This window comes from Mucilaginibacter sp. NFR10 (genome assembly GCF_900100445.1).
Taxonomy (GTDB): Bacteria; Bacteroidota; Bacteroidia; order Sphingobacteriales; family Sphingobacteriaceae; genus Mucilaginibacter; species Mucilaginibacter rubeus.
Genome location: NZ_FMTV01000002.1, coordinates 170,209 through 193,551, shown reverse-complemented (window position 1 = coordinate 193,551; position 23,343 = coordinate 170,209). Strand labels below are relative to the sequence as shown.

Sequence of the window (23,343 nt, the reverse complement as noted above, 5' to 3'; positions counted from 1 at the left end):
AGCGGCTAAAAAAGCATTTGTAAAAAAGTGTTAAATAAACGGCCGCTAAAAATGCAATACGGCTAAATGTTTATATTAGCCCCTGTTACTTCTTTAACTTATATTGATGATCATACGTCGATTTTTACTCCTATTAAGCCTGTTAACCGCCTTTGGCGCATCTGTTTTTGCCCAGCAGGATAGCATCCCGCTAACAACCATAATTGAAAAAACAAGCAAGTTTAACAGCAGCTACCCTATCGAGAAAGTTTACCTGCATACAGATAAACCTTATTACGCTGTTGGCGATACCATTTGGTTTAAGGCCTATGTAACCATTGAAAAGCACCAGCCATCGGCATTGAGCCGCATTGTTTATGTCGACCTGATCAACAACCGCGATTCTGTAGTTGAGAGTCAGCGCATTGCAGTTACAAACGGTTTTGCAAGTGGTAACATTGTGCTTAACGGAGATACTTATAAACAAGGAGCTTACCGCCTGCGAAGCTACACCAACTGGATGCGTAATTTTGACCCGGATTATTTTTATGATCATACTTTTAATGTTGGCAATGCCATAGATAACCAGGTACGCACCAACATCACTTATAAAAGCTCAAGCAAAAGAACAGGCGTTAAAGTTGATGCTACCATCCTTTACAAAGGGCCGGATAACAGTCCGTATGCCAACAAAAAAGTAAACTGGCAGCTGATGAAAAATGGTGACCCTGTAAGCAAAGGCCACGGTATTACTGACGATAAAGGCATATTGCAGGTTGACCTGCCCGAAAGCCAGGCCGATGTAATTACTGGCGGTATCCTGGTTACTTCCATTGACGTTGGCGACCGTAAAACTATCAGCAGCAGCTTTTCTATGCGCACTGCGGTTAAAGGCTATGATGTGCAGTTTTTTCCGGAAGGAGGGCAGTTAACCAACGGGATCCGTACTAAAGTTGCGTTCAAAGCCATAGCTTCAAGCGGTTTGGGTGTAGACATTAAAGGAACGATAGTTGACGATAAAGGCGCCGAAATAGCCCAGATCAGCAGCGCGCATTTAGGCATGGGAATTTTCGCCATCACGCCGGATCTTGAAAGATCATACAAAGCGAACATCACCTTCCCTGACGGGTCGCAGGCTACCTATAACCTGCCACGCGTACAATCAATGGGGATAAATATTGCCGTTTACAACAATGACCCAACCAATCTTACTGTAAAAATATCGGCTAACGACCTGTTCTTTCAGCGTAAAAAAAACAAAAGCTTTTACCTGGTGGCGCAAGGCGGTGGCGTTATTTACTACGCGGCGCAAACTGTATTGCAAAGCACAGTTTATTCGGCCAATATCCCTAAAAGCAAGTTCCCCACAGGTATTGTGCAGGTAACGCTGTTTTCATCGGGCGGGTATGCTCTGTGCGAGCGGATTGTGTTTATTCAGCATAACGACCAGATGAACCTCGCCCTTAAAACTGATAAACCATCATACACTACAAGGGGCAACGTTAAGATCACTGTATCGGCAAAAAACAATACAACCCCGGCCGAAGGCAGCTTTTCGGTAGCTGTTGTTGATGATGGTACAGTACCGTCAAATGAAGATGCAGAATCAACCATATTGAGTAATATGCTGCTCACCTCCGATCTGAAAGGATACATCGAAAAACCGAACTATTATTTCAATAAACCTGATGATGAAAAACTGACCAACCTGGATATTTTGATGCTTACCCAGGGTTACCGTCGCTTTGATTATGAGGATATACTGGCCGACAAAAATCCGCCTATATACCTGATGCCGGAGCAAGGCATTGACGTAACAGGAACATTGAGGACCAATGCAGGTCTTCCGGTAGCCAAAGGCAGCTTAAGGTTGCTCATTCCAGATAAAAACTTTTCGGCAGAAACAATTACCGATATGTCGGGCAATTTTAAATTCTCAAACGTGAATGTGCCGGATACATCAAAAATTACCCTGAGCGCCCGCAACAACCCTAACGGACGCAACATGGTCATATCGGTTAATGGCGAAGCTTATCAAAAACTGAGCAAAAACAACAACATCCCCGATGAGATCCTGAATATTGACAGTACTTTCCGTCCTTATTTACAAAACAGCTATAAGCAATATCAAAGCTCACGCACTATAAAGGAGGTTGTTGTAAAATCAACCAAGATCGTAAAAAAAGCCAGCCATGCCGATTATGGCACCTTCTCAGGTTTACCTATGCAGGCCGATCATGAAGTATCGGCACAACAATTGCAGGGCTGCCCTTTGTTGTTAAACTGTTTATCAACCATGGCAATGGGCCTTACCTATATCGACAACAATTTTTACGTTACCCGCGATTACAATGCAGGCGGCCGCACCCCTGTGCAGGTATATGTAGGCAGCCTGCCTGTTGATGCCAACTTTTTATCAAGCATACAATCGAGCGAGGTTGAATCTGTAGAGATCTTTTTAAATGATGGGGTAAGCGGCATCAACCGTAGTACCCAAACCAAGGGTGTACTGGTGATTAACAAAAAGGTTGTTAAAAAACAAAAGATAACACTTGCACAATTACAGGAACTTATTCCCAAGCAAAATGTGATCACTTTTGCAGTGCAGGGCTACACTAAAGCCAAAGAGTTTTACTCGCCTAAATATGATGTAACCAAAGCAGGCACGCTTGGCGGCGATTTGCGTAATACTATTTATTGGAAACCTAACGTAATTACCGATAAAGCAACCGGCACTGCAACCATCAGCTTCTTTAACAGCGATCAGCGCGGCTCATACCGTGCTATAATTGAAGGGATTGACGCCGAAGGTAATATCGGCCGAAGTGTGATACATTATAACGTAAAATAAGATAACTCACCCCCGGTTATTATACTTTGAAAACCCTGATCGCTTAAGCAGCAATCGGGGTTTTCCATTTATACCTATTCAGTGTTTTTTTCAAAAAGCTTTAAGCCTTGTGCATTCAGCTTTTACCTATTAATAGTTATATTAGTACAACCAATTAATTTAAACATATCATCATGAATTTTCAACTTATCAACTGGCTGGCCGTTGTGGTTGCAGCATTATCCGCGTTTTTAGTTGGCGGTATCTGGTACTCTCCTGCGCTGTTTGCCAGTGCATGGATGGCAGATAATAAACTAACCAGTGCCGAATTACAGGCTTCCAATAAAGGCAGGGCCTTCGGCTTTACAGCCTTCTTTTCTATCATTATGGCTGTAAACCTTGCTATATTTTTAGCCGATGCAAAAACTGATCTTGCCTGGGGAGCGACAGCGGGTTTTCTTGCGGGCATCTGGACGTTTTGCGCTATCGCTATTCACAGCCTGTTTGAGCTCAAAAGCTGGCGGCTGATCTTCATAAACGGCGGTTACAGCGTGGTATCCCTAACCCTGATGGGCTTAATATTAGGTGCCTGGAGATAAGATGGTTCACTAATAGAAAACGAATTTATGCGAATTGCACAAATAGTCATCAAGCTTTAATTCGTGTAATTCGTTCACACCCATTAGTGCAATTAATGTAGGTTCAAAATGACATTGATGTTATATAATCCATGAACAATACCGGTACTTTTTAGTTGAACTTTACAGTAGTCAATCCAAAATACATTACCATGGCAAGCACAACAAGTTCATTTGAAAAGACATTCACCATTGGTGGCGACATTACCATTAATCGTTTAGGTTACGGCGCAATGCGGATTACCGGCAGCGGTATCTGGGGACCGCCAAAAGATAAAGACGAAAGCATCCGTGTATTGAAACGCGCTGTTGAGCTGGGCGTAAACTTCATTGATACGGCCGATAGTTATGGGCCAAATGTATCGGAAGAGTTAATTGCCAAAGCCCTGCATCCATACCCAACCGACCTCCTGATAGGTACCAAAGGCGGTTTGTTGCGTACCGGCCCTAACGAGTGGCCTGTAGATTCTTCGCCGGAGCATTTAAAGGAAGCTCTTGAAGGCAGTCTGAAACGTCTTCAGGTTGATCGTATAGATCTGTACCAGCTACACCGCATTGACCCTAAAGTTCCTGCCGAAAAATCATTTGAGTTTTTGCAAAAAGCACAGCAGGAAGGTAAGATCAGGCATATAGGCTTATCTGAAGTAAGCGTTGAGGATATCAAGCTTGCCCAGCAATACTTTGAAGTAGTATCAGTACAAAACATGTACAGCGTTGATAACCGCAAATGGGAGGCCGAACTGGAATACACCCGCGATCATAACATCGCCTTCATTCCATGGTTTCCGCTTGGCGGCGGTAATGTACAGGGCGAAGACATGTTGGGCCGTATTGCTGCGAAACACGATGCTACCATTCACCAGGTGGCATTAAGCTGGTTATTGCATCATTCACCAAATATCCTGCTCATCCCCGGCACATCCAGTGTTAAACATTTGGAGGAAAATATGAGAACCGCCGATATTCAGCTGTCAGATGATGATATAGATATATTGAACAGCCTGTCTGAAGCATAAATAAAACTTTGAAGAGCTGAAATTAAAAGGATGTCATTAATTTGGCATCCTTTTAATTTTGAATCAAATTGAAAAGGATGAACACCGGCTGCTATTATGAAACATTAGTCCTGAATGAAAAGTAAAGAAGAAATACTAAACAGCTATAATACTACTGGCAAGGATGGCCTGCCGGAAATATCAGCCGAAGACTTGCTCAACGCCATGGAAGCCTACAAACAACAATGGGCCGAAGCTGCTTTTAACGCAGCAAGGAAACAACGTAACGAAGCTTACGAGTTTGAAACTTTTAATGATTTTATGGCGAGTACCCAGGCTAAGGAACAGGTACAGGATGACTTCGGTGCTATGATAACCGCGGTAGCTGATAATGTAGTCGCCAATTTTTTGCCTGATGACAGTTCGGTAAATCAGTTTGATTTTAATTTTACGATGCAGGGCAAAGGTTATACTGCTTTTTATGCTAAAGATGCTCAGGGATACTGGCAAATGAGCAGATGGGCGGAGCAGTAGGCAGTTTTGAGTTAGCAGTTTGCAGTGAATCTGTTTGACATTCTGTGGTATTCGCTGTCCGAAGTCTCTGGCTTCGAACAGCGGAGTTTTTTTGTAACTGCAAACAGCAGACTAATGACTGCAAACCGTGTTAAACGTCTGCCACTTTAAAGGGTTTTACATCAACACTTTCCCATACTTTTTGAGTAACATACGGATCATTTTGTTTCCAGACTTCCATCTCTTCGTCGGTTTCAAACTGTACTATCATGGTTGAGCCTATCATCTTGCCTTCTTCGTTCAGCATAGCTCCTCCTAACACAAAATTACCATTGGCTTTTAAAGCCCTGGCACCATCAAGATGATGAGGGCGGGCACCTAACCGACGTTCAAATGCTTCGGCATCGGTATAATCGTAGGCGGTAACGAGGTATTGTTTCATGGGTATCTATTTTAATTGGTATTTAAATAACATGCATGCAGTTTTTGCGCATGCATGCTTTTATCAGGTCCGAATATCTGCAAAACTATCCCATTAAAATAAATTAAAAATTAAATTAAATTTATAACTGTAAAGTTGACAATTTTTACAATATTTGTTTCCCGAAAAACCAACCTGAATAATGAAGAATAATTTGCACCAGGAATTTATTAAGATCTTTAACAAAGAAGCAGACAACGCGTACTTTTCGCCCGGTCGTGTAAACCTTATTGGCGAACATATTGATTATAACGGTGGTTTGGTTATGCCATGCGCCATTACTTTTGGCACTTATTTACTAACCTCCCCTAATGAGGATGGCGTTTTCCGCTTCAGGAGTTTAAATTTTAGTGAGCAAAAAGATATTCCGTTGCAAATCAGTTATGAAAAAACCGGCGAAAACTGGTTTAACTTTCCTATTGGTGTTATTGACCGCTTTATTAAGGATGGTCACCCGTTAAAAGGCCTGGATATGTTATTTTATGGCGATATCCCAATTGGCTCGGGTTTGTCATCATCAGCTTCTATCGAGGTGGTTACCTCCTATGCACTTAACGACTTGTTTAACAGCGGCTATAGCAAGCTCGACCTGGTTAAACTGTCAAAAGATGTAGAAAACAACTTTATAGGTGTTAACTGCGGTATTATGGACCAGTTTGCAGTTGCCTTTGGCGAAAAGAACAAAGCCCTGATGCTTAACTGCGATACCCTGGATTACCAGGCGGTTGACAGTAATCTTGGCGATTATGTACTTGCCATTATCAACACAAATAAACCCCGCAAACTGGCCGAATCAAAATACAACGAACGCGTAGAAGAGTGCCAGGCAGCCCTAATGGCCCTGCAACAGCAACTGGACATTAAATATCTTTGCGAGATCAATAGCACTACTTTTGAACAATACAAACACCTGATAACCGATCCGGTTGTGTTGAAACGCGCAAAACACGTAATTGAAGAAAATGACCGTGTAAAACTGGCCGCAACGGCCCTTGCAGATAACAACCTGACCGAGTTTGGCAGGCTGATGTACGCCTCACATGATTCCCTGCGCGATTTGTACGAAGTAAGCGGTGTTGAACTGGACGCTGTTGCCGAATACAGCAAAACCAACCCTGATGTTGCAGGCGCCCGTATGACGGGAGCAGGTTTTGGCGGTTGCGCCATTGCCCTGGTAAAAGGTGACGCGTTTGATAATTTCAGCAAAGAAATAACCGAATACTATACGCAAAAAATTGGCTATGCACCTTCAGTTTATAGCTCGCTTATTGGCGATGGTGTAGGCGAACTGGCTTCAGTAACTAACTAACCGCTTTTTTGTATTTTTGCACTTGGTTAATAGTTGATAGTTCATGGTTCATAGCCTGTTATTAAACAAATATTGGCTATGAACTACGGTCTATGAACCATGAACTAAAGAGTATGCGCAAATTAAAATTGGATGAGCTGAACCGGGCTACGGTTGATGAATTTAAAGCACAGGATAAATTGCCGGTAGCCGTGGTGCTGGATAACGTGCGGAGTATGCACAATATTGGCTCTATTTTCCGCACCTCTGACGGTTTTGCGGTTGAACAGATTTGCCTTTGCGGTATTACAGCCCAGCCCCCTCACCGCGAAATTGAAAAAACAGCCCTTGGCGCAACCCAATCAGTAAACTGGACTTATTACGAAACTCCTTTGCAGGCTGTTGAACAATTACGTAACGATGGCTACCAAATCATAGCCATTGAACAAGCCGAAAACAGCACCATGCTTCACGAGTTTAAACCTGCCGACGATGGCAAATATGCCCTGATTTTTGGCAACGAGGTAAACGGCGTAAGCGATGAAGTGATGCAGGTAATTGACTCTTGTATCGAGATCCCCCAGTTTGGCACCAAACATTCGTTTAATATTGTAGTATCGGCAGGCATCGTGCTTTGGGATTTTTTTGCTAAGATGGCGATATAGAACCTCACCCAAACCCTCTCCAAAGGAGAGGGCTTAAAAAATTGCTTCTTAAAGTCTCCCCCCTCGGGGGAGATTTAGAGGGGGTTACTTCCTCAACACATAAAACGACATTTCCTTCCTCGTTACAAAACCGAGCTTTTCATACACTTTAATGGCCCTTTCATTTTCAGATTTCACATGCAGAAATGGAATTTCAGAAGCTGCTTTGATCCGCTTAGCCTGGTTTAACAATAATTTGCCTGCATAACCACGCCCCAGATAATCGGGGTGTGTACAAACTGCGCTGATCTCGGCATAGGGTGCAGGGTTTAAGCGCTGGCCGGCCATAGCAACCAACTTATCTCTATCAAATATGCCGTGATAATGTCCAAACTCAATAGTTCGCTCTATAAAGGGGCCAGGATTGGTTAGTTGAGTAAGTTCAATCATTTGGGGTACATGTTGCTCTGTAAGCGGCAACAGATCGTCATCAGCAAAACCAGCAGGCACCTCTCCCTCAAAAACCATCTGCAGACACTTCAGATAATGTACTATGTTCCACTGCTCCGGGATTACAACATCATGTGGTGCAATAAATATAAAGTGGCTTTCAAAAGGAATGGTATCGTAAAGCAGGTTGAAATTTTCCGCAGATATTTCGGGAATAGCAACAAAAGGCGAAACCTCCTTCGGGAAATATTTAGCTATATCATTACCGCCCGCAAAAGCTTTATTACCGGTGCTAAGGGCGTTCCAGGCCGGGTTGTCAAGTACATGTTCCATCAAGGCAAAGCTATTAAAAATACCATGCAGCAGGGTTTGGGCTTGTCATTCAATTTTAATTTATTGCTTACATTAGCTTTATCCATAATCAATGTGCTTACTATGAATGCCCTTGCTAAAAAACTGCTGATCAAACCAAATTCACGCTGGTTGTTGCAAAATGCGCCCGCAGGTTACCAGGATAGCTTGTCTCCCCTGCCGGATAATGCCAGCCTTGTATTTAACACCGAAGGCGAATTTAACGGTATCCAGCTATTTGTGACCAACAGTACAGAACTGACATCCGAACTTAAGGTAATCACCCCCTTACTTAAAGACGATACTGTTTTCTGGATTATCTACCCTAAAAAAAGTTCAAGTATCCAAACAGATCTGGAAATGATGAGCAGCTGGGACGCCCCTGCTCTGTATGGCTTACGGCCTGTAGCATCAGCTGCTGTTAACGAAGTATGGACTGCATTGCGCTTTCGGCCGGTTGAAGCTGTAAAAGTTTCTGAAGGACGAAATGAGGCTGTACGAAATAATGAGTACGGCGATTATATTGACGTGGATAATAAAATAGTAACCCTCCCTGATTACATAAAAGAAACATTGGAGCAACATCCGGCAACGCTTGACTACTTTCAATCGCTGGCTTACAGCCATAAAAAGGAGTATGTACTTTGGATCCTTACAGCCAAACAGGAAAAAACCCGCCAGGACCGCTTAACTAAAATGGTGGAAATGCTGCAGAATAAAAAGAAGAATCCTTCGGATAAATAAAAAATTTCAAATGGTTACTAAACAAAAGCGCCCTGCATTTTCAACAAATACAGGGCATTTTTATGTTTAGTTTTATTTACCAGCCAGAGCCTTTTTTAGCATTACCATTTTTGATATGCTCTTCGGCAGTTGCTTTGCCCATGATGGCAGCCATTTTGTTACCTTCACTGTCAGTTCCTGTTGCAATGTATCTGCCCGATTTTACGTCGATAACGGGATTGATCATTGGTACATTTTTAGTTTTTGTTTTCACTGAATAAGCGGTGATGCCACTTCCTTTTTCTGTTGCCATGATAAGTTTCTTTTGTTTTTTAATGTTAACCCCATTTAAACTGAATTGTTTTCAGCACAGGTATAATTGGTTTCTATGCGTAAACATGCATCATTTTTTTTTAATTAAAAATAGCTGGGATAAATAATTTGTTAACAGATTTAAGTTTGTGTTAATAACGAATATACCATCGTATCCTCAAAACGACCGTTATACAAATGATCTTCCTTAAAATAAGCCTCCTGCACAAACTTATTTTTGAGCAATAATTTAATTGAAGCGAAATTCGCCGGACTTACATAAGCTCCTATAGAATGCAGTTTCATCACATTAAAACCATAGTCGATAGCGGCTGTTATTGCCTCCTGCATGAGCCCCTGACCCTGGTATACCGGGTTTAAAAGGTACCCGATCTCGGCACGGTGACTGTCTTTCTCTATCCGCCAAAAACCTATGCTCCCAATATATTTATTATTGTTTTTCAGGCAGATACACCAGGTAATACCATCATTTTTGCCAAGCAGGTCTTCTATCACGTCTATCAGTGCAACAGCGTCATCAATGGTTTTGTTGATTGGCCGGTGAATGTACTGCATCACGGTTTCGTTCGATCGCATTTCAAACAAATCGGCAGCGTCATCACGGGTAAAACGCCTTAATATAAGGCGCTCAGTTACCAAAACAGGAAACGGATTAAAGTTGGGACTAAGCATAAATAATGTTAATAACCGGCTGCGTTAGCGGCATTTTAAATAAAACTGTCCGCCTCGCGATATGCTTTAATTAATGCAAGCTCACCTTCTTTTCCTGTTCCGGCTGTGCCATGTTCCATACCCATTACGCCTTTATAGCCTTTATTATAAATGTGTTTGAATATGTTTTTATAATTAACCTCACCGGTTCCCGGTTCTTTACGGCCGGGGTTATCTCCTATCTGGTAATAGCCTATCTCATCGTAAACCAAATCAAGTGTCGGGATAATATTACCCTGGTTACGCTGGACGTGATACATATCATACAGGATCTTACATGACGGACTTCCCACAGCCTTACAGATGGCATAGGCCTGGTCGGGTGTACGCAGGAACAGATCCGGATTATCGCTTAGCGGCTCCAAAACCATAATAATTCCGTGCGGCTCCAGTATAGCAGTTCCCTTTTTTATGGCTTCAATAACATTGCCTGTTTGCACACCGATAGGAAGTTTCCGCGCAAAATCGCCGGGGACCACGGTAACCAGTTTGCTGCCTATGCGTTTGGCTACCTCAACCGCCTGCTTGCAGGAGGCGATGAACTTTTCAACCTGGTCGGCATTGCCGGTTGCCAGCATGTTACTATCGTTGCCCAAGCCTGGCTGCACAAAAACGCCCATGGCCATGCCCAGCTTTGCTAATATCTCGCCAATCTTTTTTTGCTGCTCAACCGGCCGGCCGCTCATCCCGTTATCCTCAATAGCGCGGAAACCTTTATCGTATGCAAATTTTATCTGGTCGATAAAATCATCGCCTGCATGGCTTTTAAACATGCCGTCGTGAATGCCATAGTTAAGGTTAAAAGGTTTATCGCCGGCTACAGCAGCTACTTCTCCTGTAGGTTGAGCGCAACCGGTAAGCGCGGAGGCTTTTAAAACACCTGTGGTAAAAAGTGAAGCACCGGCCAGTACCGAGCTTTGAACAAAGTTTCTGCGTTTCATGAGGTTTTTTGGGTTGGTTTGCGGGCTAAATATAGTCATTGTGACAGTTAATTAAACAGCACAAGGCTTTTACTATCACAATTAATCGGATTATGCAACCCCTTAAACTTGCCGGCCCGTAATAGTATATAGTCGTTACATTGTAACTATTTCGTGGCGGTAGCCCGGAGTGATTGAACCTTTTAGTATTTTAATTGTCATAACAAAAAAATTAACCACAGTTATGAAATTTCAATTAGGCTTTGTTTCCCTTATCACAATAACGGTTGCCTCTTGCTCGGGCAATCATTCAACAAATGATGCCGACACGGCAATAAAAAAGGAAGACACTGCCATGGCTAATGCACCCGACGCGCCGGCTGTAAATATGGAGTATTGCTTTTATACTACTGAAGGTACCGCCAGCCAGGATACTACAAAAGTTAACCTGCATATTAACGGCAATAAAGTTACCGGCGATATGGACTGGCTGCCCAAAGAAAAAGATGCCCGCAAAGGCAGCCTGATGGGCAATTTAAACGGCAATGTTATTAAAGCCTTATGGACTTACGGGCAGGAAGGCCGCACGGATACGCTGAGCGTAGAGTTTCAGCTAAGGGGTAACCAGCTTGCCCAAAAGCCTTACAGGTACGATCCCAAAACCGGCAAGCAACAAACCAACAGCACAGCTGATTATACAGTAATTTACAGCATGAAAAATTGCCGTTAATTTAAACGCAATTTATAAATTAGCTAAAAAATAAAAGGTCAAGAAAATGGAAAAGCGCGAAACCAGTATACTATATCTTGTTTTAGGATTATATAGTTTAATGATAAGCTGGTATTACAATCACAGTGTTATTTTACTTATTATCCATTACATATTTTGGCCTGTTTACCTGATATATGAGCTGTTGATAGGCCACCTTGCCCACGGCATGTGGAAAACCATCCCACTTTCATATTTTAAATAAAGTAAAGCAGTACTCTATAAAACAGAAAAACCACCCTAAAATCATACCAGGGTGGTTTTTCCTTTTTTATTAAACCTTTTCAACCACGACAGCGGTACCGTAAGCAAGCACTTCTGTAACGCCCTGCATTACTTCGTTGGCATCATAACGCATGTTAATAATGGCATTGGCACCAATAGCCTGCGCGTGCTGAATTAAAAGCTGGTAAGCCTCTTCGCGTGCGTTTTCGCACAGTTCAACATAAATTGAAAGCCTGCCGCCAAACAGCGATTGAAAACCGCCGGCAATATTGCCCAAGGCGCTGCGGCTGCGCACCGTAATGCCGCGTACAACGCCTAAATGCCTGGTAACCCTGTAGCCATCTAAGGCTGTACTGGTAGTAATAAGTGATGTATCCATTTTTAGTTTAAGTTTGTTAGCCAGCAATTTAACCGGCCTGATTTTTATTTAGATGTAGTATGGTTAACGATATTACGTAAATATCTGTTTTTATTTTTTGAGATCAATGGTTGTGATCAGAGATTAGTGGCTGGAGGTTAGAGATTAGTTTCTTTGCATATACAATCGCTAATGATATCTGAATTAAGAGCAAATCCTAAAATCCGTTTAATCCAGGTCAGAAACATAGCCGGTATCCGCTATTAACCAACGCAAACTCCGTTTTCAATTTAAGTAATCGAAGCAAACTACCCATGCTCCTTAAACCACCAACCATGATCTATGAACTATAAACCATGGTCTATAGACCATCGACTATGGACTAAAAAACGTACCTTCGCCAAAAAATTAAAATAGATGCCTGATAAAATTAAAGCTGTTTTTTTAGATCGTGATGGTGTGTTAAACCAGGAAATGGGTGATTACGTTCGCCGTTTTGAGGATTTCCATGTACTTGATAACTTTGATGCCCTTAAAACCCTGCAGGATCGCGGCTATATGCTGCTTGTTGCTACCAACCAGGGTGGTTTGGCCAAAGGCTGGTATACCGAAGAGGAACTGGCAAAAATGCACGCTCACCTGAAACAGGTTTATCATGAACACGGCGTTGAACTTACCGACTTTTTTTACTGCCCGCATCACCCCAACTTTACCGGCGACTGCGATTGCCGCAAACCAAAACCGGGGCTCCTGCTGCAAGGCATAGCTAAATATAACATTGATCCGTCAAAATCTTACTTTATAGGCGACCGTGAACGCGATGTTGAAGCGGGAACTGCTGCCGGGGTAAAAGGCATCCTGATTGACAGCGACCAGCCGATCAGTACGGTGCTGGATCTGATACTGTAAAAGCAAAAACATATGTCATTGCGAGCGTAGCGCGGCAATCTCGTAGCCAATGCATTTCCGATCTGCTTGGCTACGAGATTGCTTCGTCGTTCCTCCTCGCAATGACATAAAAATAAAGCCCTTTCCCTAAAACATTTTCTTCTCTCCTGCTTTTTACAAATATTTATATTATCCTATGCAAAAAAGCCGCTACTTAAAAAACCTTGATGCTGTAATAGCCGCCTTAATCGGCTGGTTTATATTAAGCTTGTTTTTCAGGTATAGCGGTGTAGGAGTTTCTCCGGATAGTATCATGTATACCAGCGCGGCCAGGAGCTTTAAAGACCACGGTACCCTGCTAACGTTTAACCATGTACCTATTGTTGACTTTCCGGTTTTCTATCCTATTTATCTTGGTATAATTTCAGTTATCACCCAGATAGATCCTGTTAAGTTTGGCGCAATGTTGAATGGCATCATGTTCGCCACACTCATTTTCACCAGCGGCTGGATCATGGAACACTTTGTACCTGCCTCAAGAATTTATAAATGGCTGATGCTGGCGGCAATTATCCTCAGTCCACCGTTGTTACAGGTATATTCATACTTATGGTCGGAGACCTTGTTCATTCTTGAGATCCTGTTTTTTTTGGTTGCTTTCCGCGAATACCTTTTAAAACACACGCTTAAAGCACTTATAGTGGCAGCCGTTATAGCAGCAATAAGTTGCATAACCAGGTACGCGGCAGTTACCATTGTAGGTACAGGCGGTTTACTTTTGCTATTGGACAGGGTATTGCCCCTTAAAAAGAAGATTACCCATATCATTGTTTACGGGCTAATTTGTATCTCGCTATTGGTAAGTAACCTCGTATTCAATGCTTTTGTGACAGGTACAACAACCGGTCCGCGGGAGCCATCTATCACTCCGTTTAGCAAAAACCTGTATTACTTCGGCACCGTAATGTGCGACTGGATGGGTCTCACTCCCAATCAATACTGGGCTGCTACACCTATAGCTATTATTATTTTCCTGGGCTTTATCGCTGCCCCGGCATTTAATTATTATCGCCGCAAGCTGGATAGCTTTGAAAATTTGGCCATTACTTTCGCATTGGTTTACGGGGCTTTTATTGTGCTCTCATCTACTTTCTCAAGGTATGAACGGATCAATCACCGCCTGTTATCGCCATTGTACATTTCGGCTTTATGGGGATATACCAGTTGGGCTTTGCTCCTGCTGAAAAAAATAAACAATACCACTACCCGGCGCATTATCGGTGCTGTAATGATTATGCTGATGCTGGGTTTTATCACCAGCGAATTTTTGATAGATAAAGCCCGGTACAACGACCAGGTAGCCGACGAATACGGTAACCCCGGCTATACCGACGAAAGCTGGATAGATTCGGAATTTGCAGCCTATTTAAGGGGTACAGACCACAGCCTGTTTAAACCCGGCGTCAAAATCTATACCGACGCGCATGAAGCCGTTTACTTTTTCTCGGGCATGTCATCATACCTGGTGCCGCACCGTTTCTTTACTAAGGATATCGATAAGTTTTATAAGGTGAAACATTATTATCTTATTTGGTTTAATGTATTGGAGAACCCTGAACTGATCAACCTGAAGGATATTCAAAAAGTTAAAAACCTTAAAAAGATCAAGGATTTTGGCGAAGAAGGGGCGATTTATGAATATAAGTCTGAACCATGATTTATAGGATTTTAGGATTACCATGAATTCCATTCCCACCGTTATTGGTGATGACACGCTCCCGCCATTGTTGGTGTTGTCACCAACAACTTGTTCCCGTATCTTTTTATGAACCTATAAGGCCGCTATGCATAGCGTAAAAGTTGTAGGTGACAACACCAACAACGGCAAAAGTGATGACAAGCTGACCACAAGTTTAATATTTTAACAAATCTTTTGCCGTAACCCCCTATCTAAATCAAGTAATTGACAGCTAGTAACTTAATTCCGAATATTCAAATTTATGTTAACCCTGTTAACCCCCTCTCATTGCAATCAGCGATTGCTGTTGTCACCAACAACGGCAAAGGTTAACAAAATTAAATTCTAAAAGCTCGTTCAATCGGACATAAAACTTCTTGAAAATTTCACGCACCCGTATACTTTTTTACATTAAATTTTGATTTAAAAAACATCTGTCTATATTTGCACCGCTAATCTATAGTTTTACTATATAAAAAATGAACGGTATCGCACTACATCATCTTCATCTGCATCACCACCATGTGGTGATCAGCTAATATGTATGTTTCTACGCGAAATAACAACCTCCGTTTATATTCTTTTTTATCATAGTCTCTTAAATTCAATCTTTTGAAAACACTTAAAATAGCTATCCAAAAATCGGGTAGGCTCAACGAAAAATCTGTTGAATTATTAAAAAATTGCGGCTTAAACTTTGAAAACTACAAAAGCTCGCTTATCTCTCCGGTATCCAATTTCCCTTTAGAGATCCTTTTCCTCCGTGATGATGATATCCCTGAATATGTGCAGGATGGTATTGCCGATTTAGGTATCGTAGGCGAAAATGTGATCCAGGAAACCGAAGTTGAAGTAAGCTATCTGCAGCGCCTTGGTTTTGGTAAATGCTCGCTCAAGATAGCAGTGCCCAACAACAGCGATATCAACTCACTGGCCGATTTACACGGCAAAGCAATTGCTACCACCTACCCTGCCATTTTAGGCAAGTTTTTAAAACAACAAAATATTACTTCAGATATCCGCACCATTTCCGGTTCGGTTGAAATATCACCAGGCTTAGGTCTTAGCGACGCCATTTGCGATTTGGTATCAACAGGCGGTACCCTTAAAAGCAACGGACTGAAACCTTTTGCCGATGTAATGTCATCTGAAGCGGTACTGATAGGCAGCAAGGCCATTGCCGAAAGCGACCTTGTGCAGGAACTGATCCAGCGTATTCAATCAGTTTTACGCGCTAAAGAAACTAAATACGTGGTACTTAACGTTGAGAAAAAAAACCTCGATGCCGTTATTGCTTTATTGCCGGGCGTAAAAAGCCCGTCGGTAGTACCATTGGCCGAAGATGGCTGGGTAGCAGTACACACTGTAATTCCCGAACGTGATTTTTGGAACCGTATAAGCCAGCTTAAACAGGCCGGCGCGCAAGGCATTGTAGTAATGCCTATTGAGAAGATCATTTTATAGTAGTTGGCAGTGGCTGTTGGCAGTTTGCACTATGGTAAATTGCTGATTGTTGCAAACTGCAAACTGATAACTGCAAACTGGAATGAAGACATACAATTATTCAGAACTTACTGCATCCGATATCCAGAAGCTGGTTCAGCGTAATGTTGACCCGGCCAATGAGATCAGGACTATTGTTGAAGATGTGATTGCCAACGTGCAGCAGCATGGCGACAAGGCCCTGCTTGATTATGCTTTAAAGTTTGACAAGGTGGAGCTGAACAAGCTTTACCTCGATAGAGCCGAACTGGAAGAAATTGCCAAAGCCATATCTGCCGATCAGAAAGCAGCGTTGGAAACAGCGTATAACAACATTTACAAGTTTCACCAAACGCAGCTAAAAACCGAGGACAAAGTTGAAACCATGCCCGGCGTAACCTGCTGGCGCGAATTAAGGCCGATTGAAAAAGTAGGCTTGTATATCCCCGGTGGCTCTGCTGTATTGCCAAGTACGTTTTTGATGCTGGGAATCCCGGCATGTATTGCCGGTTGCCATGAAATAGTAGTTTGCTCACCCCCGCAAAAAAACGGTAGGGTAAATGCCTTTATAGCTTATGTAGCGCTGATGCTGGGGATCGATAAGATCTACCTGGCAGGTGGTTCGCAGGCTGTGGCGGCAATGGCTTACGGAACTGCAAGCATCCCTAAGGTAGATAAGATCTTCGGGCCCGGCAACCAGTTTGTAACCAAAGCTAAAACCATTATCCAGTCAACCACCACAACGGCAATTGATATGCCTGCGGGCCCGTCGGAAGTATTGGTTATTGCAGATGAAACGGCTATTCCGGCATACATTGCAGCCGATCTGCTGGCCCAGGCCGAGCATGGCATCGACAGCCAGGCTGTATTGGTTTGTACCTCCGTTGATGTTGCCGAAAAAGCCATTGCCGAAGTTGAAAAACAACTGCCTGTATTGCCCCGTGGGGAGATAGCCAAAATGGCCATCGATAATTCATATGTGGTGATCACTGATAACCTGAACGAAGCAATGAGTTTCAGCAATCAATATGCTCCTGAGCACCTGATCCTGGCAACCGACAGTTGGGAACAGATCACCGGAGACATCATCAATGCGGGTTCAGTATTTTTAGGAAACTTAACACCAGAAAGCGCAGGTGACTATGCATCAGGAACCAACCATACCCTGCCAACCAGCAGTTATGCAAGGGCTTATTCGGGTGTGTCAGTTGATTCGTTTGTGAAAAAGATCACGTTTCAGCATATCACTCGCGAAGGGATCCAAAACATCGGTCCAACAGTTGAAGTTTTGGCCGAATTGGAGGGTTTACATGCACACAGGAATGCTGTGAGTGTCAGAAACAATAGTTGATCATGAAAAAGCTTGCATACCTTTTGAGTTTGTTTGCACTCACTGCTTGTCACAACGGTAATCATAAACAATTAATATCTGATACAGTTAAACGAGATACCACTACCTCGTTTAAGCCTTATCAGCTTAATAAAGACTACATTGTAATTGACACAGGTATTTTTGATGCAACTGTTATGGGAGGCAGCTATGCCGTTGTAACAAGAAACGGAAAGCTTGCCGATACTATTGACAAATATTACGGAATTGAGAAAATTGGCAACGATAACTATTTATATCTAACAATAACAGGTACAGGGCCGGGAGAAGATTATACTTCGAAAACACAGAAATCTCAAAAATCAATCAGTGGGTCTTTGGGCAGTTATATAATGGTCGTAAATGGTAAAAAACAAAATCTGTCAGCGTTTATAACTGACTTTAATGACTATTTTTCTTCACCATCTGTAATAAACGGCAACATTTATTTCTGGCAAATAAAAAAAATAGATACAACAGGTAATAACAGTATATCGGCTGCTAAATATGATCCGGTTACCAAGAAAACCACGAATTATTATTTGGTTGATGATTATATCGAAACAGATGATGCCAACTATTTTTCAGCGCCATATTTAAAAAATGACACCATCTATTTTGACGGAGAGAATAAAAAATTAAGAAAATTCACAAAGGATTTTAAGCCTTACAATTAAAATGTTCGACATAAATAATATACTCAGAGAAAATATAAAACGTCTTGTACCCTATTCATCGGCACGCGATGAATACCAGGGTGAAGCAAGCGTTTTCCTGGATGCCAACGAAAATGCTTTTGGCTCTCCTTTAGATCAGCAGTTTAACCGCTACCCTGATCCTTTACAGTACGATTTAAAAAAACGCATTACCGAAATTAAAGGCGTACCGCCGCGCAATATTTTTGTAGGCAACGGCAGTGATGAAGCTATCGATATCCTGTTCCGCAGCTTTTGTAACCCGGGTGTTGACAATGTGATATTGGTGCCGCCTACTTATGGCATGTACGAGGTATCGGCCAATATCAACGATATCCAGGCCCGCAAAGTAAACCTTACGGAAGATTATCAGCTAAATTTAGAGGGAATTGCCGAAGCTATCGACAAAAACACCAAGCTCATCTTTATCTGCTCACCCAACAACCCGACTGGCAATTCTATCAACCGCGATGATATTCAAACCCTGCTGGCCAACTTCAGCGGAATTGTAGTGGTTGATGAGGCTTACATCAACTTCAGCCGTCAAAAGTCATTTATACAGGAATTGACCGAATGTGCCAACCTTGTGGTAATGCAAACCCTTTCCAAAGCCTGGGGCCTGGCCGGTTTACGTGTTGGTATGGCTTTCGCCAGCGAGGAAATCATTGAGGTGATGAACAAAGTAAAGCCGCCTTATAACGTTAACGAGTCCTCACAACAGCTGGCATTGGCTGCCCTGGCAAACGTTGGTCAGGTTAATGAATGGATTAAAGAAACCCTTACACAACGCGACAGGTTGGTTTTACAACTGAAAGATTTTGAGTTTGTGGTAGATATTTACCCTTCAGATGCCAACTTTATCCTTGTAAAAACCACCAATGCTAACGGTATTTACGACTACCTGGTAAAACAGGGCATTATAGTGCGCAACCGTTCAAAAGTTGAGCTTTGCGAGGGCTGTCTGCGCATCACTGTAGGCACACCAGATGAGAACACTATTTTACTCGAAGCGCTTCAAAACTTTAAATAAAAAAATCACTAACTCAATAATTTGCTAATTCACTAATTATAAATAATGAGTTTACAGAAAATATTATTTGTCGACCGCGACGGCACCCTGATCAAAGAGCCTGCTGATGAGCAAATTGATTCATTTTCCAAGTTGGAGTTTTATCCGGGCGCGTTAACCTATCTGCCCAAAATAGCCAAAGAACTTGATTTTGAACTGGTAATGGTTACCAACCAGGACGGTTTAGGAACTTCTGTTTATCCTGAAGATACATTTTGGCCTGTCCACAATTTCATCCTGCAAACCTTTGAAGGTGAAGGCGTAAAATTTGCTAACCAGATCATTGACCGTACTTTTGCGCGTGATAATGCCCCCACCCGTAAGCCGGGCACTGCACTGTTAACGCAATACTTAGATGCGGATAAATACGACCTGAAAAATTCGTTTACCATCGGCGATCGTAAAAACGATGTGCTGCTGGCAAAAAACCTGGGTGCAAAAGCTATCTGGCTTAACAACAACAGCAACCTTGGCGGCAACGAGTTTAGCGAAGCAGATCATATTGATGACGTTATCGCCCTTGAAACTACCGACTGGCAAAAGATCTATGAGTTTCTGAAACTTGGTCAGCGGGTATTTGAACATCGCCGTGCCACTAAGGAAACCGATATCTATATCAAAATAAACCTTGATGGTAAGGGCGATGCCAAAATATCAACCGGTTTGCATTTTTTTGACCACATGCTGGATCAGATTGCCCGTCATGGTAGTATTGACCTGGAAATTACAGCCAAAGGAGATCTGCATATCGACGAGCATCATACCATTGAAGATACCGGCATTGCTTTAGGCGAAGTATTTGCCGCTGCTTTGGGCAACAAAATGGGAATTGAACGTTACGGTTTCTGTTTGCCAATGGACGATTGCCTTGCACAAGCTGCTATTGATTTCGGCGGCCGTAACTGGCTTGTTTGGGAAGCCGATTTTAAACGCGAAAAAGTAGGCGATGTGCCTACCGAAATGTTCTACCACTTCTTCAAATCATTCAGCGATGCCTCAAAAAGCAACCTGAATATAAAAGCAGAAGGACAAAACGAACATCACAAAATTGAAGCTATATTTAAAGCCTTTGCCAAGGCAATAAAAGTGGCTGTAAAACGTGATGTAGATAAGATGGTTTTACCAAGCACTAAAGGGCTTTTGTAACTCCCCAGCCTTCTAAAGGGGGAGTAACTAATCAAAATGGAAACACCAGATCAAAACAATACATCGGGAACCGATAAAAGCCTCGCAGAGGCCCCCCCTTCAGGGGGCGGGGGGGGTATCGGCATCATCCTATACGGAGCCGGAAACATATTTTCCCTAACTGCCGCTTTAGAGCGCTTAGGTATCCCCTATGGCTTTATAAACAGCGAGGAGGATTTTGACAAGTACGACCGCTATATCATCCCCGGTGTCGGACATGCGGGCGCAGCCATGAATAAGCTTAAAGCTACCGGGCTTGTACCTTCCATCAAAGCGTTAAAAAAGCCCACCCTCGGTATTTGTGTAGGTATGCAATTGCTTACCTCTTACTCTGAAGAGGGCGACTCTAACCTGTTGGATATCATACCGGTTAAAACTTTAAGGTTTAAAGATAGCGCCGATCATAAAGTGCCGCACACGGGCTGGAACAGGGTTTACCCTGAAAAGGACAACCCGCTATTTGAAAATATACCGTCAGGTTCACATTTTTACTTTGTACATTCATACTTTATTGAGTATGATAAAGCATACACTTTATTAGCCTCCGATTACGGAAATCAATTTTCGGCATCAATTTGGCTTGATAATTTTTACGGCGTACAATTTCACCCCGAAAAGTCGGGCGTGTTTGGCGAAACATTGTTAACTAATTTCTCAAAAATATAAAGGATATGTACATTATTCCTGCCATTGACATTTTGAACAAGAAGGTTGTCCGTCTTCGTGAAGGCGACTACAAACAGGTAACCGAATACGATGTTACCCTTGAAGAAATGATTGAACGCTACCAGAGCAACGGCACCAACTTCATCCACATTATCGACCTTAACGGCGCAAAAAATGATTTCAGCAATCAGCAGTACCTGTTTGACGTGATCCGTAAAACTGATATGAAGGTACAGTATGGCGGTGGTATACGCAGCATCGAAAAAGTAAAAGAGCTGATAGATGCAGGCGTTCACCGCGTTATCGTTGGCACGCAGGCACTTACCAACCCTGATTTTTTACCAGATCTGAGCAAAGAGATCTGCGGCAAAGACAAATGCTCCGACCAGGTGGTAGTAGCCATCGACGTACTTGACGAGGTAATCAAATACTCAGGCTGGATGGAAAGCTCCCCCATCAAACTGATGGATTACGTTGATAAATGCCTGGCTTTAGGTTTCTTCCGTTTCCTTTGTACTGACATTAATAAAGACGGTAAATTGGGCGGTGCCGGCATTGAACTGTACGAAAAACTGCTTGATCATTCTCCGTTCATTAAGTTGATCGCCTCAGGCGGCGTTAGCTCCATGAGCGATATCGAAAAACTTAACCGCTTAAAAGTTGAGTCGGTAGTAGTTGGCAAAGCCATATATGAGGGCCATATCACCATTGAAAACGTGAAACACTGGAATTTGGACGCATTGATATCGATATAATCGCCCCCTAACCCCCTAAAGGGGGAACAATAGTTTTATAATGAAAAGAAAAATGTTTTTGGGAGCAGATCGATTAGTCTTTCAAAACGCAGAAGCACTTCGTTATAGAATGACAGTTGCCGAAGAGTTACTTTGGGAACAATTAAAGGGTAAACGGTTGGGTGTAAAATTTCGAAGGCAGCATCCTTTAGGAATTTACATCGCTGATTTCTATTGTCACCAACATAAATTAATCATTGAATTGGATGGAAGTATTCATAATCTTCCTGATGTAATTCAAAATGATATTGTTAGACAAAACAACTTGGTTTCCGATGGACTTAAAGTATTGCGCTTTACCAATGACCAGGTGCTTAATAATTTAGAAAAAGTATTGGAAAATATAAATACGCAAATCAAAAGCTCCCCCTTTAGGGGGCGGGGGGGGCTTGCCAAGCGAATTATTCCTTGTTTAGACGTTAAAGACGGGCGCACCGTTAAAGGTGTGAACTTCGTAGATTTGAGAGACGCCGGCGATCCCGTTGAACTGGCATGGAACTATTCCAACCAAGGGGCCGACGAACTCGTTTTTCTGGATATCACAGCTACCGTTGAGCGCCGTAAAACTATGGTGGAGCTGGTAAAAGCTGTTGCCAGGCAGATCAATATCCCTTTCACTATCGGAGGAGGTATTAATGAAATTGCGGATGCCGATGCACTACTCAATGCCGGAGCCGATAAAATCTCCATCAATTCGGCCGCGGTGCGTAATCCGAAGCTGATAGATGAACTTGCTAATGCCTTCGGTGTTCAGTTTGTAGTAATAGCGGTTGATACCCGTAGCATTGGTGATAAAAATATAGTACACCTGAATGGCGGCAGGCTGCCAACCGAGCGCCAAACACTGGAGTGGATCCTGGAGGCTGAAAGCCGTGGCGCAGGCGAAATCCTGCTCACTTCTATGGATCATGACGGCACCAAAGGCGGCTTTGATAATGGTTTACTGAAAACCGTTAATGATGCCGTGCATATCCCGGTGATAGCTTCGGGCGGTGCAGGCAAGGTTGAACACTTTGTTGATGTATTTGAGAAAACCAATGTGGATGCAGCACTGGCGGCTTCAGTGTTTCATTATGGTGAGATATTGATACCCGATTTAAAGCGGACGTTACAGGGTAATAAAATAGAAGTTAGGATTTGAGATAAAGCGGCGGCCTTGCGCGATTCCCTCCCTTGGGAGGGTGTAGGGAGGGGTTTTAGCAACAGGTGTATTATACAAAGCGCATAAACCCCTCCCTGCCACTACACA

25 protein-coding genes and 1 pseudogene are annotated in these 23,343 nt (G+C 42.8%); 20 read left to right on the top strand and 6 right to left on the bottom strand.

Annotated elements, in window-relative coordinates:
- Positions 1–106: 106 nt before the first annotated feature.
- The 4 genes from BLP33_RS08705 (at position 107) to BLP33_RS08690 (ending at position 4,976) form a co-directional block, all read left to right on the top strand.
- Positions 107–2,830, top strand: a complete 2,724-nt coding sequence (locus BLP33_RS08705) for an alpha-2-macroglobulin family protein (RefSeq protein ID WP_090526618.1) — start codon at positions 107–109, stop codon at positions 2,828–2,830.
- Between the two features lie 173 nt (positions 2,831–3,003).
- Positions 3,004–3,408 carry a DUF1761 domain-containing protein gene (locus BLP33_RS08700; RefSeq protein WP_090526616.1) on the top strand — a complete coding sequence of 135 codons (405 nt, stop codon included), beginning with the start codon at positions 3,004–3,006 and terminating at the stop codon, positions 3,406–3,408.
- A gap of 191 nt (positions 3,409–3,599) precedes the next feature.
- The gene (locus BLP33_RS08695) at positions 3,600–4,463 is read left to right on the top strand and encodes an aldo/keto reductase (protein ID WP_090526613.1); all 864 of its coding nucleotides are present in this window, start codon (positions 3,600–3,602) and stop codon (positions 4,461–4,463) included.
- Between the two features lie 114 nt (positions 4,464–4,577).
- On the top strand, positions 4,578–4,976 hold the full coding sequence (locus tag BLP33_RS08690) for a hypothetical protein (protein ID WP_090526610.1): 399 nt from the start codon (positions 4,578–4,580) through the stop codon (positions 4,974–4,976).
- A 130-nt stretch (positions 4,977–5,106) separates the two neighbouring features.
- Here the strand turns inward: BLP33_RS08690 and BLP33_RS08685 are convergent, their stop codons facing one another.
- Positions 5,107–5,397 (bottom strand): YciI family protein, encoded by a 291-nt coding sequence (locus BLP33_RS08685; RefSeq protein WP_090526608.1) that lies wholly within the window; start codon positions 5,395–5,397, stop codon positions 5,107–5,109.
- A 181-nt stretch (positions 5,398–5,578) separates the two neighbouring features.
- On the opposite strand from BLP33_RS08685, the gene BLP33_RS08680 reads away from it, so the two are divergent.
- On the top strand, positions 5,579–6,745 hold the full coding sequence (locus BLP33_RS08680) for a galactokinase (protein WP_090526606.1): 1,167 nt from the start codon (positions 5,579–5,581) through the stop codon (positions 6,743–6,745).
- A gap of 113 nt (positions 6,746–6,858) precedes the next feature.
- A complete protein-coding gene (locus tag BLP33_RS08675; RefSeq protein ID WP_090527603.1) occupies positions 6,859–7,389 on the top strand; it encodes an RNA methyltransferase in 531 nt (176 codons plus the stop codon).
- Between the two features lie 84 nt (positions 7,390–7,473).
- On the opposite strand, the gene BLP33_RS08670 is transcribed toward BLP33_RS08675, so the two are convergent.
- On the bottom strand, positions 7,474–8,151 hold the full coding sequence (locus BLP33_RS08670) for a GNAT family N-acetyltransferase (protein ID WP_090526604.1): 678 nt from the start codon (positions 8,149–8,151) through the stop codon (positions 7,474–7,476).
- On the opposite strand from BLP33_RS08670, the gene BLP33_RS08665 reads away from it, so the two are divergent.
- Positions 8,143–8,913 carry a YdeI/OmpD-associated family protein gene (locus tag BLP33_RS08665; RefSeq protein WP_090526602.1) on the top strand — a complete coding sequence of 257 codons (771 nt, stop codon included), beginning with the start codon at positions 8,143–8,145 and terminating at the stop codon, positions 8,911–8,913. The genes BLP33_RS08670 and BLP33_RS08665 overlap by 9 nt on opposite strands.
- Before the next feature lie 76 nt (positions 8,914–8,989).
- On the opposite strand, the gene BLP33_RS08660 is transcribed toward BLP33_RS08665, so the two are convergent.
- The 3 genes from BLP33_RS08660 to BLP33_RS08650 all read right to left on the bottom strand — a co-directional run bounded on the left by BLP33_RS08660 (position 8,990) and on the right by BLP33_RS08650 (position 10,877).
- Positions 8,990–9,205, bottom strand: a complete 216-nt coding sequence (locus BLP33_RS08660; RefSeq protein WP_090526601.1) for a hypothetical protein — start codon at positions 9,203–9,205, stop codon at positions 8,990–8,992.
- 140 nt (positions 9,206–9,345) lie between these two features.
- Complete coding sequence (locus BLP33_RS08655; protein WP_090526597.1) at positions 9,346–9,897, bottom strand: GNAT family N-acetyltransferase; 552 nt, start codon at positions 9,895–9,897, stop codon at positions 9,346–9,348.
- Positions 9,898–9,932: 35 nt separating this feature from the next.
- The gene (locus BLP33_RS08650) at positions 9,933–10,877 is read right to left on the bottom strand and encodes a hydroxypyruvate isomerase family protein (protein WP_090527600.1); all 945 of its coding nucleotides are present in this window, start codon (positions 10,875–10,877) and stop codon (positions 9,933–9,935) included.
- Between the two features lie 223 nt (positions 10,878–11,100).
- Between BLP33_RS08650 and BLP33_RS08645 the strand changes: the two genes are divergently transcribed.
- Together BLP33_RS08645 and BLP33_RS08640 are read left to right on the top strand one after the other, a co-directional pair.
- Complete coding sequence (locus BLP33_RS08645; protein WP_090526595.1) at positions 11,101–11,586, top strand: hypothetical protein; 486 nt, start codon at positions 11,101–11,103, stop codon at positions 11,584–11,586.
- A 46-nt stretch (positions 11,587–11,632) separates the two neighbouring features.
- Positions 11,633–11,830 carry a hypothetical protein gene (locus BLP33_RS08640; protein WP_090526592.1) on the top strand — a complete coding sequence of 66 codons (198 nt, stop codon included), beginning with the start codon at positions 11,633–11,635 and terminating at the stop codon, positions 11,828–11,830.
- A 69-nt stretch (positions 11,831–11,899) separates the two neighbouring features.
- Here BLP33_RS08640 and BLP33_RS08635 read toward each other — a convergent pair whose 3' ends face one another.
- A complete protein-coding gene (locus BLP33_RS08635; RefSeq protein ID WP_090526590.1) occupies positions 11,900–12,229 on the bottom strand; it encodes a YbjQ family protein in 330 nt (109 codons plus the stop codon).
- A 396-nt stretch (positions 12,230–12,625) separates the two neighbouring features.
- Between BLP33_RS08635 and BLP33_RS08630 the strand changes: the two genes are divergently transcribed.
- From BLP33_RS08630 to hisF, 11 genes and pseudogenes are all read left to right on the top strand, one after another.
- Positions 12,626–13,117 carry a D-glycero-alpha-D-manno-heptose-1,7-bisphosphate 7-phosphatase gene (locus BLP33_RS08630; RefSeq protein WP_090526588.1) on the top strand — a complete coding sequence of 164 codons (492 nt, stop codon included), beginning with the start codon at positions 12,626–12,628 and terminating at the stop codon, positions 13,115–13,117.
- A gap of 175 nt (positions 13,118–13,292) precedes the next feature.
- Positions 13,293–14,813 (top strand): hypothetical protein, encoded by a 1,521-nt coding sequence (locus BLP33_RS08625; RefSeq protein WP_090526586.1) that lies wholly within the window; start codon positions 13,293–13,295, stop codon positions 14,811–14,813.
- A gap of 633 nt (positions 14,814–15,446) precedes the next feature.
- Positions 15,447–16,298: an ATP phosphoribosyltransferase gene (gene hisG, locus BLP33_RS08620; RefSeq protein WP_090526584.1), complete on the top strand. Its 852-nt coding sequence runs from the start codon at positions 15,447–15,449 to the stop codon at positions 16,296–16,298.
- 82 nt (positions 16,299–16,380) lie between these two features.
- Positions 16,381–17,667 carry a histidinol dehydrogenase gene (gene hisD / locus BLP33_RS08615; RefSeq protein ID WP_090526582.1) on the top strand — a complete coding sequence of 429 codons (1,287 nt, stop codon included), beginning with the start codon at positions 16,381–16,383 and terminating at the stop codon, positions 17,665–17,667.
- Between the two features lie 2 nt (positions 17,668–17,669).
- Positions 17,670–18,362, top strand: a complete 693-nt coding sequence (locus tag BLP33_RS08610; protein ID WP_090526580.1) for a hypothetical protein — start codon at positions 17,670–17,672, stop codon at positions 18,360–18,362.
- Position 18,363: 1 nt separating this feature from the next.
- Complete coding sequence (gene hisC, locus BLP33_RS08605) at positions 18,364–19,410, top strand: histidinol-phosphate transaminase (protein ID WP_090526578.1); 1,047 nt, start codon at positions 18,364–18,366, stop codon at positions 19,408–19,410.
- 45 nt (positions 19,411–19,455) lie between these two features.
- Positions 19,456–20,595 carry a bifunctional histidinol-phosphatase/imidazoleglycerol-phosphate dehydratase HisB gene (gene hisB, locus BLP33_RS08600; RefSeq protein WP_090526576.1) on the top strand — a complete coding sequence of 380 codons (1,140 nt, stop codon included), beginning with the start codon at positions 19,456–19,458 and terminating at the stop codon, positions 20,593–20,595.
- Positions 20,596–20,631: 36 nt separating this feature from the next.
- Entirely contained in the window at positions 20,632–21,300 is a 669-nt protein-coding gene (gene hisH, locus BLP33_RS08595) for an imidazole glycerol phosphate synthase subunit HisH (RefSeq protein ID WP_090526574.1), read from the top strand.
- 5 nt (positions 21,301–21,305) lie between these two features.
- On the top strand, positions 21,306–22,055 hold the full coding sequence (locus BLP33_RS08590) for a 1-(5-phosphoribosyl)-5-[(5-phosphoribosylamino)methylideneamino]imidazole-4-carboxamide isomerase (protein WP_090526572.1): 750 nt from the start codon (positions 21,306–21,308) through the stop codon (positions 22,053–22,055).
- 40 nt (positions 22,056–22,095) lie between these two features.
- Positions 22,096–22,440: pseudogene (locus BLP33_RS27720) on the top strand (endonuclease domain-containing protein); the annotation flags it as partial.
- A 9-nt stretch (positions 22,441–22,449) separates the two neighbouring features.
- On the top strand, positions 22,450–23,235 hold the full coding sequence (gene hisF, locus BLP33_RS08585; RefSeq protein ID WP_254780103.1) for an imidazole glycerol phosphate synthase subunit HisF: 786 nt from the start codon (positions 22,450–22,452) through the stop codon (positions 23,233–23,235).
- Positions 23,236–23,343: the final 108 nt, after the last annotated feature.

What these genes read in the sequence shown, in the direction of transcription:
- BLP33_RS08705 (WP_090526618.1), top strand. Translation starts at nt 107, where the DNA reads ATGATCATACGTCGATTTTTACTCCTATTAAGCCTGTTAACCGCCTTT.
- BLP33_RS08700 (WP_090526616.1), top strand. Translation starts at nt 3,004, where the DNA reads ATGAATTTTCAACTTATCAACTGGCTGGCCGTTGTGGTTGCAGCATTA.
- BLP33_RS08695 (WP_090526613.1), top strand. Translation starts at nt 3,600, where the DNA reads ATGGCAAGCACAACAAGTTCATTTGAAAAGACATTCACCATTGGTGGC.
- BLP33_RS08690 (WP_090526610.1), top strand. Translation starts at nt 4,578, where the DNA reads ATGAAAAGTAAAGAAGAAATACTAAACAGCTATAATACTACTGGCAAG.
- BLP33_RS08685 (WP_090526608.1), bottom strand. Translation starts at nt 5,397, where the DNA reads ATGAAACAATACCTCGTTACCGCCTACGATTATACCGATGCCGAAGCA.
- BLP33_RS08680 (WP_090526606.1), top strand. Translation starts at nt 5,579, where the DNA reads ATGAAGAATAATTTGCACCAGGAATTTATTAAGATCTTTAACAAAGAA.
- BLP33_RS08675 (WP_090527603.1), top strand. Translation starts at nt 6,859, where the DNA reads ATGCGCAAATTAAAATTGGATGAGCTGAACCGGGCTACGGTTGATGAA.
- BLP33_RS08665 (WP_090526602.1), top strand. Translation starts at nt 8,143, where the DNA reads ATGTTCCATCAAGGCAAAGCTATTAAAAATACCATGCAGCAGGGTTTG.
- BLP33_RS08670 (WP_090526604.1), bottom strand. Translation starts at nt 8,151, where the DNA reads ATGGAACATGTACTTGACAACCCGGCCTGGAACGCCCTTAGCACCGGT.
- BLP33_RS08660 (WP_090526601.1), bottom strand. Translation starts at nt 9,205, where the DNA reads ATGGCAACAGAAAAAGGAAGTGGCATCACCGCTTATTCAGTGAAAACA.
- BLP33_RS08655 (WP_090526597.1), bottom strand. Translation starts at nt 9,897, where the DNA reads ATGCTTAGTCCCAACTTTAATCCGTTTCCTGTTTTGGTAACTGAGCGC.
- BLP33_RS08650 (WP_090527600.1), bottom strand. Translation starts at nt 10,877, where the DNA reads ATGAAACGCAGAAACTTTGTTCAAAGCTCGGTACTGGCCGGTGCTTCA.
- BLP33_RS08645 (WP_090526595.1), top strand. Translation starts at nt 11,101, where the DNA reads ATGAAATTTCAATTAGGCTTTGTTTCCCTTATCACAATAACGGTTGCC.
- BLP33_RS08640 (WP_090526592.1), top strand. Translation starts at nt 11,633, where the DNA reads ATGGAAAAGCGCGAAACCAGTATACTATATCTTGTTTTAGGATTATAT.
- BLP33_RS08635 (WP_090526590.1), bottom strand. Translation starts at nt 12,229, where the DNA reads ATGGATACATCACTTATTACTACCAGTACAGCCTTAGATGGCTACAGG.
- BLP33_RS08630 (WP_090526588.1), top strand. Translation starts at nt 12,626, where the DNA reads ATGCCTGATAAAATTAAAGCTGTTTTTTTAGATCGTGATGGTGTGTTA.
- BLP33_RS08625 (WP_090526586.1), top strand. Translation starts at nt 13,293, where the DNA reads ATGCAAAAAAGCCGCTACTTAAAAAACCTTGATGCTGTAATAGCCGCC.
- hisD (WP_090526582.1), top strand. Translation starts at nt 16,381, where the DNA reads ATGAAGACATACAATTATTCAGAACTTACTGCATCCGATATCCAGAAG.
- BLP33_RS08610 (WP_090526580.1), top strand. Translation starts at nt 17,670, where the DNA reads ATGAAAAAGCTTGCATACCTTTTGAGTTTGTTTGCACTCACTGCTTGT.
- hisC (WP_090526578.1), top strand. Translation starts at nt 18,364, where the DNA reads ATGTTCGACATAAATAATATACTCAGAGAAAATATAAAACGTCTTGTA.
- hisB (WP_090526576.1), top strand. Translation starts at nt 19,456, where the DNA reads ATGAGTTTACAGAAAATATTATTTGTCGACCGCGACGGCACCCTGATC.
- hisH (WP_090526574.1), top strand. Translation starts at nt 20,632, where the DNA reads ATGGAAACACCAGATCAAAACAATACATCGGGAACCGATAAAAGCCTC.
- BLP33_RS08590 (WP_090526572.1), top strand. Translation starts at nt 21,306, where the DNA reads ATGTACATTATTCCTGCCATTGACATTTTGAACAAGAAGGTTGTCCGT.